Annotated in this window: 13 protein-coding genes; 4 read left to right on the forward strand and 9 right to left on the reverse strand. The window is 69.3% G+C overall.

Translation table 11 applies throughout. The annotated features are described in order from the left end of the window. Positions 1–66: 66 nt before the first annotated feature. Positions 67–1,179 carry a copper-containing nitrite reductase gene (gene nirK / locus ACYQ26_RS13920; RefSeq protein WP_459809498.1) on the forward strand — a complete coding sequence of 371 codons (1,113 nt, stop codon included), beginning with the start codon at positions 67–69 and terminating at the stop codon, positions 1,177–1,179. A gap of 173 nt (positions 1,180–1,352) precedes the next feature. Here nirK and ACYQ26_RS13925 read toward each other — a convergent pair whose 3' ends face one another. Together ACYQ26_RS13925 and ACYQ26_RS13930 are read right to left on the reverse strand one after the other, a co-directional pair. Continuing rightward, positions 1,353–1,487: a hypothetical protein gene (locus tag ACYQ26_RS13925; RefSeq protein WP_459809499.1), complete on the reverse strand. Its 135-nt coding sequence runs from the start codon at positions 1,485–1,487 to the stop codon at positions 1,353–1,355. 160 nt (positions 1,488–1,647) lie between these two features. Continuing rightward, positions 1,648–2,625 (reverse strand): transcription initiation factor IIB, encoded by a 978-nt coding sequence (locus ACYQ26_RS13930; RefSeq protein WP_459809500.1) that lies wholly within the window; start codon positions 2,623–2,625, stop codon positions 1,648–1,650. A gap of 201 nt (positions 2,626–2,826) precedes the next feature. Here ACYQ26_RS13930 and gatC point away from each other — a divergent pair, with 201 nt between their 5' ends. The 3 genes from gatC to ACYQ26_RS13945 all read left to right on the forward strand — a co-directional run bounded on the left by gatC (position 2,827) and on the right by ACYQ26_RS13945 (position 4,886). Further along, positions 2,827–3,105, forward strand: a complete 279-nt coding sequence (gatC, locus tag ACYQ26_RS13935) for an Asp-tRNA(Asn)/Glu-tRNA(Gln) amidotransferase subunit GatC (RefSeq protein WP_459809501.1) — start codon at positions 2,827–2,829, stop codon at positions 3,103–3,105. Positions 3,106–3,109: 4 nt separating this feature from the next. Next, on the forward strand, positions 3,110–4,381 hold the full coding sequence (gatA, locus tag ACYQ26_RS13940) for an Asp-tRNA(Asn)/Glu-tRNA(Gln) amidotransferase subunit GatA (RefSeq protein ID WP_459809502.1): 1,272 nt from the start codon (positions 3,110–3,112) through the stop codon (positions 4,379–4,381). A 91-nt stretch (positions 4,382–4,472) separates the two neighbouring features. Beyond that, positions 4,473–4,886 (forward strand): DUF8048 family protein, encoded by a 414-nt coding sequence (locus ACYQ26_RS13945; RefSeq protein ID WP_459809503.1) that lies wholly within the window; start codon positions 4,473–4,475, stop codon positions 4,884–4,886. A 120-nt stretch (positions 4,887–5,006) separates the two neighbouring features. On the opposite strand, the gene ACYQ26_RS13950 is transcribed toward ACYQ26_RS13945, so the two are convergent. The 7 genes from ACYQ26_RS13950 to ACYQ26_RS13980 all read right to left on the reverse strand — a co-directional run bounded on the left by ACYQ26_RS13950 (position 5,007) and on the right by ACYQ26_RS13980 (position 12,719). After that, on the reverse strand, positions 5,007–5,357 hold the full coding sequence (locus ACYQ26_RS13950) for a helix-turn-helix transcriptional regulator (protein WP_459809504.1): 351 nt from the start codon (positions 5,355–5,357) through the stop codon (positions 5,007–5,009). A gap of 72 nt (positions 5,358–5,429) precedes the next feature. Next, a complete protein-coding gene (locus ACYQ26_RS13955; protein ID WP_459809505.1) occupies positions 5,430–6,224 on the reverse strand; it encodes an NRDE family protein in 795 nt (264 codons plus the stop codon). Positions 6,225–6,286: 62 nt separating this feature from the next. Continuing rightward, entirely contained in the window at positions 6,287–7,858 is a 1,572-nt protein-coding gene (gene menE / locus ACYQ26_RS13960) for an o-succinylbenzoate--CoA ligase (protein WP_459809506.1), read from the reverse strand. Positions 7,859–7,878: 20 nt separating this feature from the next. Further along, positions 7,879–8,988: a mandelate racemase/muconate lactonizing enzyme family protein gene (locus ACYQ26_RS13965; protein ID WP_459809507.1), complete on the reverse strand. Its 1,110-nt coding sequence runs from the start codon at positions 8,986–8,988 to the stop codon at positions 7,879–7,881. Continuing rightward, a complete protein-coding gene (locus tag ACYQ26_RS13970; RefSeq protein WP_459809508.1) occupies positions 8,985–9,920 on the reverse strand; it encodes a 1,4-dihydroxy-2-naphthoate polyprenyltransferase in 936 nt (311 codons plus the stop codon). The genes ACYQ26_RS13965 and ACYQ26_RS13970 overlap by 4 nt, the downstream gene beginning before the upstream one ends. A gap of 75 nt (positions 9,921–9,995) precedes the next feature. Next, entirely contained in the window at positions 9,996–11,315 is a 1,320-nt protein-coding gene (locus tag ACYQ26_RS13975; RefSeq protein WP_459809509.1) for a DUF7350 domain-containing protein, read from the reverse strand. A gap of 54 nt (positions 11,316–11,369) precedes the next feature. Then, positions 11,370–12,719, reverse strand: a complete 1,350-nt coding sequence (locus ACYQ26_RS13980) for a DUF7405 family protein (RefSeq protein ID WP_459809510.1) — start codon at positions 12,717–12,719, stop codon at positions 11,370–11,372. Between the last annotated feature and the right edge of the window lie 16 nt (positions 12,720–12,735).

The following is a 12,735-nucleotide window of genomic DNA, read 5'->3' on the forward strand; positions in this document are numbered from 1 at the left end:
TCATTCAGAGAATCGTCGATTAGAGTGTACGTATGTCCACCGTATTCGGAGATGGGGAGAAGAACAATGACCACCACCGCAGCCAACCGACGGCAGTTCATGCAGGCAGTCGGGGCCGCCGGCGTAGTTGCAATCGCCGGCTGTCTCAGCGACGACGTGTCGGGGAACAGCGCGACGACCGAAAACGAGACGGCGGTCGAGGAGGGACTGCCGGCGGCGAAGGCTGTCGACATCGACCGCATCGCGCGGGACCCCACTGACATCCCGGCCCCGGTCGACTGGACCGAGCCCCGCGAGCACGACGTCAGGATCCGGACGAAGGACGTGACCGCCGAAATCGAGCCCGGCGTCACGTTCGACTTCATGACCTTCGAAGGGCAGGTCCCCGGCCCGATGGTCCGCGTCCGCAAGGGCGACCGGGTCAACCTCCGGTTCGAGGTGCCGGAGGAGACCAACATGGCGGCCCACAACCTGGACTTCCACGCGGTCTACGGTCCCGGCGGCGGCGCCGAGGCGACGACCCTCGCACCCGGCGACGACGCGGCGGAGATCAGCTTCACCGCCGAGTACGCCGGCGCGTTCGTCTACCACTGCGCGGTCGCCGGCGACATGGACCACCACATCAGCGCCGGCATGTTCGGCTCGATCCTCGTCGAGCCCGAGGAGGGGCTCCCCGAGGTGGACCGCGAGTACTACCTCGGTCAGCACGAGCTCTACACCGACGGCGACGTCGGCGAGGAAGGGCACCACACCTTCGACTTCGACGCTATGATGGCGGAGGAGCCGACCTACGTCGTCTTCAACGGCCAGGCCTACGGCTTCACCGCGGACGGCGTCGGGCCGATGCGCGCCGAGACCGGCGAGACCGCACGGGTGTACTTCGCCAACGGCGGGCCGAACCTGCTGAGCTCGCTCCACCCGATCGGCAACGTCTGGCGCGACTACTACCGCGACGGCGACCTGCTCAGCGAACCGGACCGGAACGTCGAGACGGCGCCGGTCGCGCCCGGGACCACCACCGTCGGCGAGATGGAGTTCCCTGTGCCGGGACCGGTCAAGATCGTCGACCACGCGCTCACGCGGGCCGGCCGCCGGGGCGCGCTGGCGGTCATCGACGTCACGGGCGAGGAGAACCCGGAGATCTACGACGAGAATCCGGGCGGCGACGAGACCCGGTGACGGTGACCTCCCACCGTGATTTTTGGCGACGCTTCCGATCGAGCGGTCGCCGTCGACGACCGCGAGCGTTCGACGACTCCGCGTCGACGCGGATCGGGAGCAGCGAGGCCGTCGAGCGCCGCGTTCGATCCTCGCCGTCGCGCTCCGACGGCGTCACCACCGCCGTCGATCGCCTACGTCCAGACCTGCAGACAATCCGTCGAACAGAAGTGCAGCTCGATCTGCGCGTCCGGCTCGGACTCGAGGTGCGTGGTCAGCGTGTATGCGATCTCCGACTCCGACTCGCAGTTATCGCATTCGCGGTGCATACCGAACCCGTAGCGATGCACTATATTCAGTATGGACCGATTATCTGGAGTAAGATCGTGTTAGCATCGCAGACAGTCGGGTCAATACGGTGTTGGAGTCGGGAACCGACGGGGGACGGGCGAAGTTAGACCGCGAACCGCGACGGGAAACGACGCGACGTCAGGCCGGCGCGCCTTCCTCCGCCTCGAGGAGTTCGTGGTACCGATTGCGGATCGTCACTTCGGAGATGCTGGCGACCTCGCTGACGTCGTTCTGGGTGACCTTCTCGTTGGTCAGCAGCGCGCCGGCGTAGACCGCGGCGGCGGCGAGGCCGACCGGCGACTTGCCGCTGTGGATCCCCGAGTCCTTCGCCGTCTTGAGCAGCTGGCGCGCGCGGCGCTCGGTCTCGTCCGGAAGGTCGAGATCGCTCGCGAAGCGGGGCACGTAGCTCTCGGGGTCGGCCGGCTGGACCTCCAGTCCCAGCTCGCGGATGACGTAGCGGTAGGTGCGGGCGATCTCGTCCTTCTCGATCCGGGAAACCGAGGCGATCTCGTCCAAGCTGCGCGGGGTGCCGGCCTGGCGGGCGGCGGCGTACAGCGAGGCCGTCGCGACGCCCTCGATCGAGCGTCCGGGCAACAGGTCCTCCTCGAGGGCACGGCGGTAGATGACGCTGGCGGTTTCGCGGACGTTCTCGGGGAGACCGAGCGCGGAGGCCATGCGGTCGATCTCGCCCAGCGCCTGCTTGAGGTTGCGCTCCTTGGAGTCGCGGGTGCGGAACCGCTCGTTCCAGGTGCGCAGACGCTGCATCTTCTGGCGCTGGCGGCTCGAGAGGGCCTTGCCGTAGGCGTCTTTGTCCTGCCAGCCGATGTTGGTCGAGAGCCCCTGGTCGTGCATCATGTTGGTCGTGGGGGCGCCGACGCGGGACTTCTCGTCCTTCTCGGCGGCGTCGAACGCGCGCCACTCGGGCCCGCGGTCGATCTCGTCTTCCTCGACGACGAGGCCGCAGTCCTCGCAGACCGTCTCGGCGTGCTCGGCGTCCGACACAAGTCGGCCGCCACACTCCGGGCACTGCTCCCGTTCGCCTGCCTGCTCGCGCGACTCCTCCTGTACGGCTTGGCGTTGCTCGTCACTGCGAGTTCGAATGCTGGAGTCAGTCATTGTGTTAACCGTCGAAACCTCGGTGAAAACGCTCGAATCCGTAGTGCTCCCTAATAAATGGAGACGAGAACTTAAATACTACGATAGTACGCGCCGCGCGAGGGACGGCGGACCGCCCGCGTCGGGACGGTCGCTCGAGACGGGGCGAACCGATCCTCGCGTATCGAAACCCTTACTCTCCGGAAGGCGGTTCGAACAGGTATGAGCGACGACGCCGTCAGTCCCGAGGAGGTCCGCCACGTCGCGGAGCTGGCTCGCGTCGACCTCGAGGACGACGAGGTCGACCGGTTCGCCCGGCAGTTCGCGGATATCCTCGAGTACTTCGAGACGTTAGACGAGGTCCCCGAGGTCGACCGCGAGGCCGACCTCGCGAACGTGATGCGACCGGACGAGGAACGCCCCTCCCTCGAGAAGGAGGAGGCGCTGCGCAACGCGCCGGAGACCGAGGACGGCTACTTCAAGGGGCCGAACGTCTCGTAACGCCATGTCCGAGAACATCTACATCACGGAGGAGCGGATCGAGGGCGCCGACGACGGCCCGCTCGCGGGGACGACCGTCGCCGTCAAGGACAACATCTCCACCGAGGGCGTCCGCACGACCTGCGGGTCGGCCATGCTCGAGGACTACGTCCCGCCGTACGACGCGACGGTCGTCGAGCGCCTGAAAGCGGCCGGTGCGACCATCGTCGGCAAGGCCAACATGGACGAGTTCGGCATGGGGACGACCACCGAAACCTCCGCGTTCGGCGCGACGGACAACCCCGCCGCGCCGGGTCGGGTTCCCGGCGGCTCCTCGGGCGGTTCCGCCGCCGCCGTCGCCGCGGGCGAGGCCGACCTCGCGCTCGGCTCCGACACCGGCGGTTCGGTCCGCTGTCCCGCCGCCTTCTGCGGCGTCGTCGGGATCAAGCCCACCTACGGGCTCGTCTCGCGGTACGGCCTGGTCGCCTACGCCAACAGTCTCGAGCAGATCGGCCCGTTCGCGGACACCGTCGAGGACGCCGCCGCCCTGCTGGACGTGATCGCCGGCGAGGACGAGCGCGACGCGACCACCCGCGAACCGCAACTCGAGGGCGAGAGCTACGCCGCCGCCGCGACCGGCGACGTCGACGGCCTCACGATCGGCGTCCCCACGGAACTGCTCGAGGGCGCCGACGAGGGCGTCGTCGAGACGTTCTGGGACGCCATCGCGGACCTCGAAGACCAGGGGGCCGAGTACCACGAAGTCTCGCTGCCCTCCGTCGAGCACGCCGTCGAGGCCTACTACGTGATCGCGATGTCGGAGGCCTCCTCGAACCTCGCGCGGTTCGACGGCGTCCGCTACGGCCACTCCGGCGGCTACGACGGCAACTGGAACGAGGCCTTCTCGAAGGCTCGCAAGGAAGGCTTCGGTGACGAGGTCAAGCGCCGCATCCTGCTGGGCACGTACGCGCTCTCGGCCGGCTACCACGACAAGTACTACAAGCAGGCTCAGGACGCCCGCGCGTGGGTCAAGCAGGACTTCGACGAAGCCCTGTCCGAGGCCGACGTGCTCGCCTCGCCGACGATGCCCGTGCCGCCGTTCGAACTCGGCGAGAGCCTCGACGATCCGCTCCAGATGTACCTCGCCGACGCCAACACCGTCCCCGTGAACCTCGCGGACCTGCCCGCGATCTCGGTGCCCGCGGGCGAGACCGACGGCCTCCCCGTCGGCCTGCAGCTCGTCGGCCCGGCGTTCGGGGAGGAGCGGCTGATCCGGGCGGCGAGCGCGCTCGCCTGATCGAAGCCGGCGATCGGTACCGGACAGGTACAGACTTTTTACTGTGGGACGCAAAGCCACGATTCGCTGACCCTCCATCGAGTGAACAGGTATGAAAATCACACACCATCAGGAGGTCGAATTCGACGAATTTTCGCGTGCGTGTGACCTCGTCGAGCAGTACTTCGGCGAGACGCTCGACGACGTCGCGCTCCACGCCCCCGTATCGCGCCGCCAACTCGTCGCGGTCCTCGCGCGCGCCCAGCTGTCGGGTCGGCGCCTCGCGAACGACCAGGTCGCCGACGCGGGCGAGATCGTCTACCAGTCGAACCGCGAGACGCTGTTCTGGCTCGACGGCGACTTCTGGACCGACGTCCGCGGCTGCCACAACCTCGAGCCCGACGAAGGCCGCGCGGCGCGGGAAGTCCACCGGCGGATCCTCGAGGCGATCGACGGAGACGTTCCGTACTACAGCCGCGAGCGGGATCCGTTCGTGTTGATCGAGCGGTTCGGTCCGTACGAGTAACTGCGCTCGCGACGCTCAGTACCGGTCGAAAATCGAAAAGCGAAACGTATCGAACGCGCGGTTGCGGCGACCGTCTCGGCGCTCGAGCGCTCGAGGGCGCGACGGCGTCGTCGCCCGGACTTACTCCTCGTACGCGAGGTTCATGATCCACTGCGAGAAGGCGTCGCTGTTGGGGTCGACCTCCTCCTCGCCGATAAAGGGCGAGAGCATGTCGCCGGCCATCAACAGCGTGAAGTCCAGATCCCGCGCGGTCGGGCTGATGTAGTAGGTGTTGTGGCCCTCGTAGATCGTCTCCTCGCGGTCGACTAACCCCTTCTCGACGAGCGACTCGACGATCCGGCTGCCCTTCCGGGAGGAGACGCCCAGCTCCTTCCAGAAGTCGCTCTGGTGAATGCCGCCGGTCTCGCGGACGAGTTCGAGGCCGGCGCGCTCGTCCTCGGAGAGTTCTTCTTCGGCCGCGGAGACGCTCACGGTGACCACCTCTCCGTGCTCGCCGCTACAGGCAGGAGTGCGTCCATGTCCATACGAGGGTTCGGGAGCCGCTTAAATGTGCCCTTCGGCGTCGCCCGCGAACGCGGACGCGTCGGCGACCGCGGGGAGGTCGACCGCCTCGTAGGCCGTTCGACACGGCGGACCGTCCGCGAACGCGTACCGGGTCCCGTCGTCCCCGACAGGGAGCGCGATCAGCGACGACGAGCGAGTCCCGAACCCGTCGCCGTGGATGCAGACGCCGTAGTCGTGATCGCCGAGGACGGAGCCCGCCCGCTCGAGCCACTCCGAGACGGATTCGTCGCCGTCGACGACCGACAGTTCGCGACGTACCGAGCGGGCGTTCTCGGCCTGCGCTCGAGCCGCTTCGGTCCGGAACGACGGGATATCGACCTCGTCATCGACCGCGACGTTGACCACGACGTGGACGCCGGGTTCGAAGTCGGTCCGGACGAGGTCACCGTCCCACTGGAGACAAAAGGCGTCGTCCGCGTCGGCGGTCACGAGGTTGAACCCGGCGTACTCGTCGACAACGGTCGCATCCTCGACGATCGACGCTGCGTCGGCGGCCGACCGGGCCTCGAGGACATCCGCGACGAGCAAGCCGCGCGAGCGCTCGCCCGCGAGGTCGGCGTCGGTCCACCGGTTGGTGATCCCGGCGAAGACGCCGAACTCGTTGTAGCCGATCCAGGTGCCGCCGGCTTCGGCGTCCTGTGGCGCGACGATCAGCGGGTCCTCCTGGTAAATCCCCGGCGGCCGCGAGTCGCGATCGACCGCCTCATCGCGGTTCGCCGCAACGGCGACCGGCGCGTCGTCGAACACCTGCCAAGCGAGGGTCAGCGTGCACACGACCTGAAGTAGGGTCTCAAGGGTCTTAACTCCAGTTTCGAAACGAAGGGCAATCCGGCCAGTCAGCGTTCGTCGACGTCGATCCCGTCCTCGAGCAGCCGGTCGCGCGCGGACTCGCGGTCGACGGTCCCCGAGGCCGTCCTGGGCAGCCCGTCCACGAACGCGATCGTCTTCGGTTGCTTGAAGCCCGCGAGGTGCTCGTCGCAGTGTGCGAGCAGTGCGGCGATATCCGGTGCGGTCTCCGCCGCCGGTACGACCAGCGCCGCGACGCGCTCGCTCCACTCGGGATCCTCGAGGCCGACGACGGCGGCGTCCTCGACCGCGGGGTGCCCGCGCAGGACCGACACGACCTCCCCGGGATCGACGTTCTCGCCGCCGGTGACGATGCGGTCGCTGCGCCGGTTGAGGATCCAGAGCCGGCCGTCCGCGTCGCGGTAGCCGATGTCGCCGGTGTGGAGCCCGCGCTCGCCGAACGCCTCGGCCGTGCGATCGGCGTCGAGATAACCCGGCGTCACCGTCGGTCCGGCGACGACCAGTTCGCCCGGTTCGCCGACCGGCACCGGGTCGCCGTCCTCGTCGATAACAGTCACGTCGGTATTCACGAGCGGCTGGCCGACCGTCCCCTCGTGTTCGCGAACGTCGGCCGGCGTCGCGGTCGCGACCTGCGAGGCCGTCTCGGTCATCCCGTAGGTCGGGTGGACCGGCACGTCCGCCTCGAGACAGCGCTCGAGCAACTCGCTCGAGGCGGGCGCGCCGCCGAGCAGGACGAATCGCAGCGATTCGGGCGGTTCCCACCCGGCGTCGAGCAGCCGTTTGCACATCGTGGGGACGAGCGAGACTCCCGTTACGTCGTACTCGTCCGTCACGCGGGCGGTCTCGTCGGCGTCGAACGCCCGCTGGATCACGACGGTCGTCCCGTACAGCGTCGAGCGGACGACCGGCGCGAGTCCGCCCATATGGTACATCGGGAGACAGCAGAGCCAGCGATCGTTCCGGTCGACGCCCAGCCGGAACGCGGAGGCGGTCGCGCTGGCGACGAGGTTGCCGACGGTCAGCCGGACGATCTTCGGCTCGCCCGACGTGCCGGAGGTGAACAGCAGGAGTTGCGTATCGTCGCGCTCGAGCGGAACGGGATCGACCGACGGCGAACTTGAATTGCCGTCCGCGGTCGTCTCGAGGAGCCGGACGTCGGCGTCGGCCGCGGTGTCGGATTCGGGCTCGTCGACGGAGAGCACCGGCAGCCCGCGGCTGCCGGTAGATTCCGCTAGTTCGAGCGCCGTCGCTTCCGTCTCGCGCTCGCAGACGACCGCCTCGAGTTCGGTCCGCTCGACCTTCGATGCGAGTTCGGCGGTCGTCTCGCGGACGTTCAGCGGGACGACCGTCAGCCCGAGCCGCATCGCCGCGAAGAGGAGGGTCGCGAACGCCGGTCGGGTGCTCATTAGAAGGCCGAGTCGGTCGTCGACGACAGTTGCGGCCTCGAGCGCCGCCGCAGTGCGGTCGACGCGGCGGTCGAAGTCGGCGTAGGTCCACGCCGCGTCCGCGTCGCCCTCGTCCGCGTCGGCGTCGATCAGGGCCGTTCGCTGCGGCGTCGTCGCGGCTCTGTGCGCGAGGAGGTCGCGGGTGGGCCACTCCAACGTCGCACCCGTAGGCCCCGTCACTCCTCCCACACCCCCTCGACGCCCAGCCCCTTCGCCTGGGGGACGACCGCCGACCCCTTCTCGAGCAGGACCGGATCGCGGCCGAGGTCCTCGGCGAGCAGTTCGGCGGTGGCGAGCCCGCAGGCCGGCACGTCGGGGATCGCCGCCGCGAGGTGGACGGCGCCGGTCCGGGCGACGACGCCGTCGATGGTCGTCGTGACGATCGGCGTCACGTCGACCTCCATCAGCCACGCCGCGACCCGGCGGGCGACGTCGACGCCGCCCAGCGCCATCGGCTTGAGGACGACGGCGTCAGCGGCCTCGGCGTCGCAGATCGCGTCCACGCCGTGCTCGAGCAACCCCTCGTCTAACGCGATGTCGACGCCGTCGCTTTCCGCGCGGAGGTCGGCGTGGCCCTCGAGCGCCCCCGCCGGAAGCGGCTGCTCGAGGACCGAGACGCCCAGATCGGCGAAGGCGTCGAGCGCGGACTCGGCCTCCTCGTAGGTCCAGGCCTCGTTGGCGTCCGCGCGGAGTTCGACGTCGTCGCCGACCGCGTCGCGGGCCTCGCGGACGCGCTCGATGTCCTCCTCGACGCTGCGCAGGCCGACCTTGAGCTTACAGCAGGAGTAGCCCCGTTCGGCCGCCTCGCGCGCCGCCGTGCGGGTTTCGGCGGGCGAGCCGTCGCCGACGGTCGCGTTCACCGGGACGCGCCCGACCATCGGCCCGTTGCCGAGGTAGCGGTACAGCGGCGTCGCGTGCCGCGAGGACTGCAGGTCCGCGAGCGCGAGCGACACCGCGTGGCGGGCCGCGACCTGCCGGTCGACCGCCTCGAGCGCCTCGTTCGGGCCGCCGGTCCGAAACGCCTCCCGGGCGCGCTCGAGCGCCGCCCGACAGTCGTCTCGGGATTCGGTCCACCCCGGCAGCGGCGTTGCCTCGCCGTAGCCGACGACGCCGTTCGCGTCGGCCAGTCGGACGAGAAAGCCCTCGCGAGCCTCGATCGTCCCGTTTGACGTCTCGAGCGGGTGCTCGAGGGCGAGCGAGAACGGCCGGAACTCGAGTTCGAGGTCGGCGTTCGGGTCGGCGTCGGAGTCGGGGTCGCGGTCCGAACCCGGATCGGAACCACTCATAGCACTACCAGCCCCGCAGCGAACAGCACCGCGTACAGCGCGAGTAGCTTTCCGGTCCCCTCGAGCGCCGGATTGAGCGCCTCGCCGTCGGTTCTGGTCAGGACCGTCTGCGCCACCGACGCGGCGTAGGGCAGCGAGACCAGCGGAAGCAGGGCGCCGAGGCCGAAGCCCTCGAGCCAGAACCAGAGCGGCGTCAGGTAGGCCAGCGCGAGCAGCGCCAGGTACTCGACGCGGCTCCACCGGTAGCCGAGCCGAACCGCGAGCGTTCGCTTGCCGGTCTCGGCGTCGGTCTCCTTATCGCGGATGTTGTTCACGACGATGATGCAGGTCGAAATGGCGCCGATCGGTAGGCTGGCGACGAACGCCTCGAGGGTGACCGTCTCCGCCGGAATCGTCGTCGTCAGCGGCTCTGCGAGGACCGCGGCCGCCTGCACGTAGAAGGTCCCCATCACGGCGACGACCCCGAAGAAGACGAAGACGAAGGGGTCGCCCAGGCCGTGGTAGCCCAGCGGATACGGGCCGCCGGTGTAGGCCCAGCCGCAGAGGACGCTGACGAGGCCGATCACGAGGATCGGGACCCCGCCGACGTAGACGAGATAGGTTCCCGTCAGAATCGCCAGCGCAAACGTGACGATCGTCGCGAGTTTGACCTGTTCGGCGGGGATGAGCCCCGACTGCGTGACGCGGGTGAATCCCTCGCGGTCCTCCGTGTCCGCGCCCTTGATCGCGTCGTAGTAGTCGTTCGCGAAGTTGGTGCCGATCTGGATCAGCGCCGCGCCGACGAACGCCAGCAGCGCGGGCACCGGGGCGAACACGCCCTCGGAGACCGCGAGTCCGGTACCGACGATGACGGGCGCTGCGGCCGCGGGCAGCGTCTGCGGGCGCGCCGCCATCAGCCACGCCTTCGTCCGTGACGTCTCCACCTCGGTCATACCTCGAGTGTCCCACTCGAGAGAGTGTCAACGTTGGCATTGCAGTCGACCGACGGCAGCCCCGCCGCCCCTCGGCTACCCGATCGACGACGGCACCGTCAGTTCGACCGGCGGCATTTCGAGAAACGCCGTCTCGTACCCCTGGTGGCGGGCGACCTGCGGCGGCGAGTCGACCTCGATCGTCACCGAATCGTCGGCCTCGAGCGCCCCGACGCCGTCGACGTCGGACAGCGAGATGCCGTAGTGCAGTCCGAACTCGCCGTCGAGGGTCTGCTCGAGCGCCGTGTCTCCGAGTTCCGATCCGTCCCGTTCAACCCGTATACGGAGGGACATATCCGCCAGCGGCACGCGGTTGTACGGCGTCCGCGGCGAGACGAGGAGATACCGCCCGTCGCCGTCGGCCAGCCGGTGATCGGGCTCGAGCACCGTTGCGAGGAACGCCGCATCGCCGCTGCGGGGGAGGTCGGCCGTCTCGAGGTCCTCGCGGTCGGCAGTCCCGTTCTCGTCGTCGGCGGCCGACTCGACCAGCAGCGCGCCAGGGTAGGCGTCGACCGGCGGCAGCGCGGAGTAAGGAATTTGGTCGTGAGCGCCGCCACCGTCGCCGTTTGCGCCGTTCGTCGCCAGCATCTCCATCGGCTCGAGGGCGCCGCGTTCGCTCCATCGATCTTCCTTGAGGTACTCGACCCCGCCGACGACCGACTCGCGGAACGCGTCGTCGTAGTCGAACTCGAAGGTAGCAGTCGCGCGCTCGTCCAACCGGCCCGCGAGGGCGCCGGTTTTGCGGGTCGAGATCGGCGGTAGGGTAACCTCGACGGTGTAGGTTCCGTCGCCCGGCAGCCCGACGTTGTCGCCGAAGTGAAAGCCCATCTCCTGGGAGAGCATGGTCCAGGGCCGGCGCGGTGCGCCGACCTGCTGGCCGTCCCGTTGGACCCGGAGTTGGACGCCCTCGTCGACCGGAAGGACGGTTCCCGTTTCGGCGTCCCAGACGACGAACATCATGTGCACGCCGCGGGCCTCGTCCGGCGTCGTCCGCTCGACTGCGTCGTCGGTGTCGCCCGCGATCACCCAGAACTGGTGCGGGTAGGACAGCATCGCCGCGACCGCGTAGTCGCCGGCCGCGACCGGCTCGAGGGTCCGCATCGACTCGCGGTGGGTCGGCAGGTAGACGGCATCGGGCGGGTCCTCGACGGTGAGCTGTCGGGGGAGCGCCGCGTCGTCGCCGGCTTCGTTTCCGCTCTCGTTTCCAGCGTCGCCCGCGGAGTTGCTCTCGTTCCCGTCGGACCCATCGTCGGTGCTCGTACAACCCGCGAGCGCGAGGGTTCCCGTCGCTGCGGCCGTTCGGCGGACGAAGGTTCGGCGGTCGACGGCGTCGAGCCGTTGCGTTCGGTCTTGCATGTGTCTCGCGTCGTGTTCTGTGGGTGTTGCGCGCGGCGCAGCCAGCGCCTCGAGTCAGTCGGCGTCGGCGTCACCCTCGGGATTCGCCGGCGGCAGGGCCCGCAGCGACCGCGGCGGCACCAAGTAGTTGCCCCGCCGGTCGACGAAGATGTAGTGGCGGATCCCATTGTTCGCCATCGGCACGTCCAAATCGGCGCCCGTCATCGCCTCGCGCGTCCGGACGAAATCGCCGATCCCGCGCTGGAGGGCGAGGAAGTGGACGCCCGGCCGATCGCCGTCGACCGTGTTGAAGTCCCGGCGCAGGAGCGGCGGCTCGCCGTCCTCGCGGGCTCGAGCGGCCTTCTGTGCGTGGCCGACGACGTTGTGTTCCCGGGCGTCGTCGTTGGTGGCGTCGATCCGCTCGGGCGTCAGCCCGTTCGTCGTCGTCAGCTTCTCCCCGACGTCGCCGACGAGGTTCTCCTCGGCGTGCTCGCGGCTGAACAGCTTCGAAACCCGCTGGGTGTGGTTCTCCTGCCGGAACCACTGCTCGAGATTGATCTCCAGCGACTCGACGTGCTGGGTCGTCGCGCCGGCGAACGGCCCCGACTCGATCGTGACCCGGTCTTCGGTCGCCTGACTGGCCTGAAAGCCCGACCGAAAGCCCATGAAAAAGGACGCCTCCTCGGGCACCGACTCGGGGACGCCCGGGACGTCAGTGTGCTCGGCGGGCAGCCCCGCGCCGACGAAGCCGGTCCGGCGGCGGTCCTCGAGGCGCTCGAAGACGCCCGCGAGATCGGTCTCGACCGCGAGCCCGTTGAGCCGCTCGCGCTCGCCGAACAGCCCCTCCTCGGCCTCGAGGACGACCTCGGGACGGTCACTCGCGAGGTGGAGGAGGGCGTCGAACTCGTCAAACCGGGGGGCTTCCTGTGGGGTCAGCGCCTCGGGGCTCGGCAGGTCGACCGCGTCGGGCAGCGAGGCGTCGAACCGGTCGAAGTACGCCGGCGCATAGCCGAGCGTGAACACGAGTCCGTCGTTGCTCCACTCGTAGGCCCGCTCGAGGGTTCGGAGCGCGGCTTCGGTCGTTTCGCGCGCGTCCGCAGCGATCGGATCGGCGGCTTCGTCGCTGTCACCGTCGGCGCCGCTGTCGCCGCCCTCGAGCGCGCCGTCCCGAAGCGACAGCGCTACCAGCACGTGGTGCTCCGGCGGTCGGACGTTACCGTCGTCGTCGGTCGCCAGCGCGTCGTTCCACGCGTGTTGGCGGTCGGGAAGCGACTCGGGATCGGTCGTCCCGGTCGGCACGTCCGGTTCGCCGTCCTCCTCGTCGACGACCTCGAGGCAGGCGCTCAGCGCCGTCGCGCCGCCGGCGGCGACCAGCGCGCGGAGGTAGTCCCGGCGGGGCAGCGAGGACCGATCGGGAAGCGTCACTACCTGAAAGACCGGC

It is taken from the genome of Halopiger thermotolerans, from assembly GCF_054654555.1.

What these genes read in the sequence shown, in the direction of transcription:
- nirK (WP_459809498.1), top strand. Translation starts at nt 67, where the DNA reads ATGACCACCACCGCAGCCAACCGACGGCAGTTCATGCAGGCAGTCGGG.
- ACYQ26_RS13925 (WP_459809499.1), bottom strand. Translation starts at nt 1,487, where the DNA reads ATGCACCGCGAATGCGATAACTGCGAGTCGGAGTCGGAGATCGCATAC.
- ACYQ26_RS13930 (WP_459809500.1), bottom strand. Translation starts at nt 2,625, where the DNA reads ATGACTGACTCCAGCATTCGAACTCGCAGTGACGAGCAACGCCAAGCC.
- gatC (WP_459809501.1), top strand. Translation starts at nt 2,827, where the DNA reads ATGAGCGACGACGCCGTCAGTCCCGAGGAGGTCCGCCACGTCGCGGAG.
- gatA (WP_459809502.1), top strand. Translation starts at nt 3,110, where the DNA reads ATGTCCGAGAACATCTACATCACGGAGGAGCGGATCGAGGGCGCCGAC.
- ACYQ26_RS13945 (WP_459809503.1), top strand. Translation starts at nt 4,473, where the DNA reads ATGAAAATCACACACCATCAGGAGGTCGAATTCGACGAATTTTCGCGT.
- ACYQ26_RS13965 (WP_459809507.1), bottom strand. Translation starts at nt 8,988, where the DNA reads ATGAGTGGTTCCGATCCGGGTTCGGACCGCGACCCCGACTCCGACGCC.
- ACYQ26_RS13970 (WP_459809508.1), bottom strand. Translation starts at nt 9,920, where the DNA reads ATGACCGAGGTGGAGACGTCACGGACGAAGGCGTGGCTGATGGCGGCG.
- ACYQ26_RS13975 (WP_459809509.1), bottom strand. Translation starts at nt 11,315, where the DNA reads ATGCAAGACCGAACGCAACGGCTCGACGCCGTCGACCGCCGAACCTTC.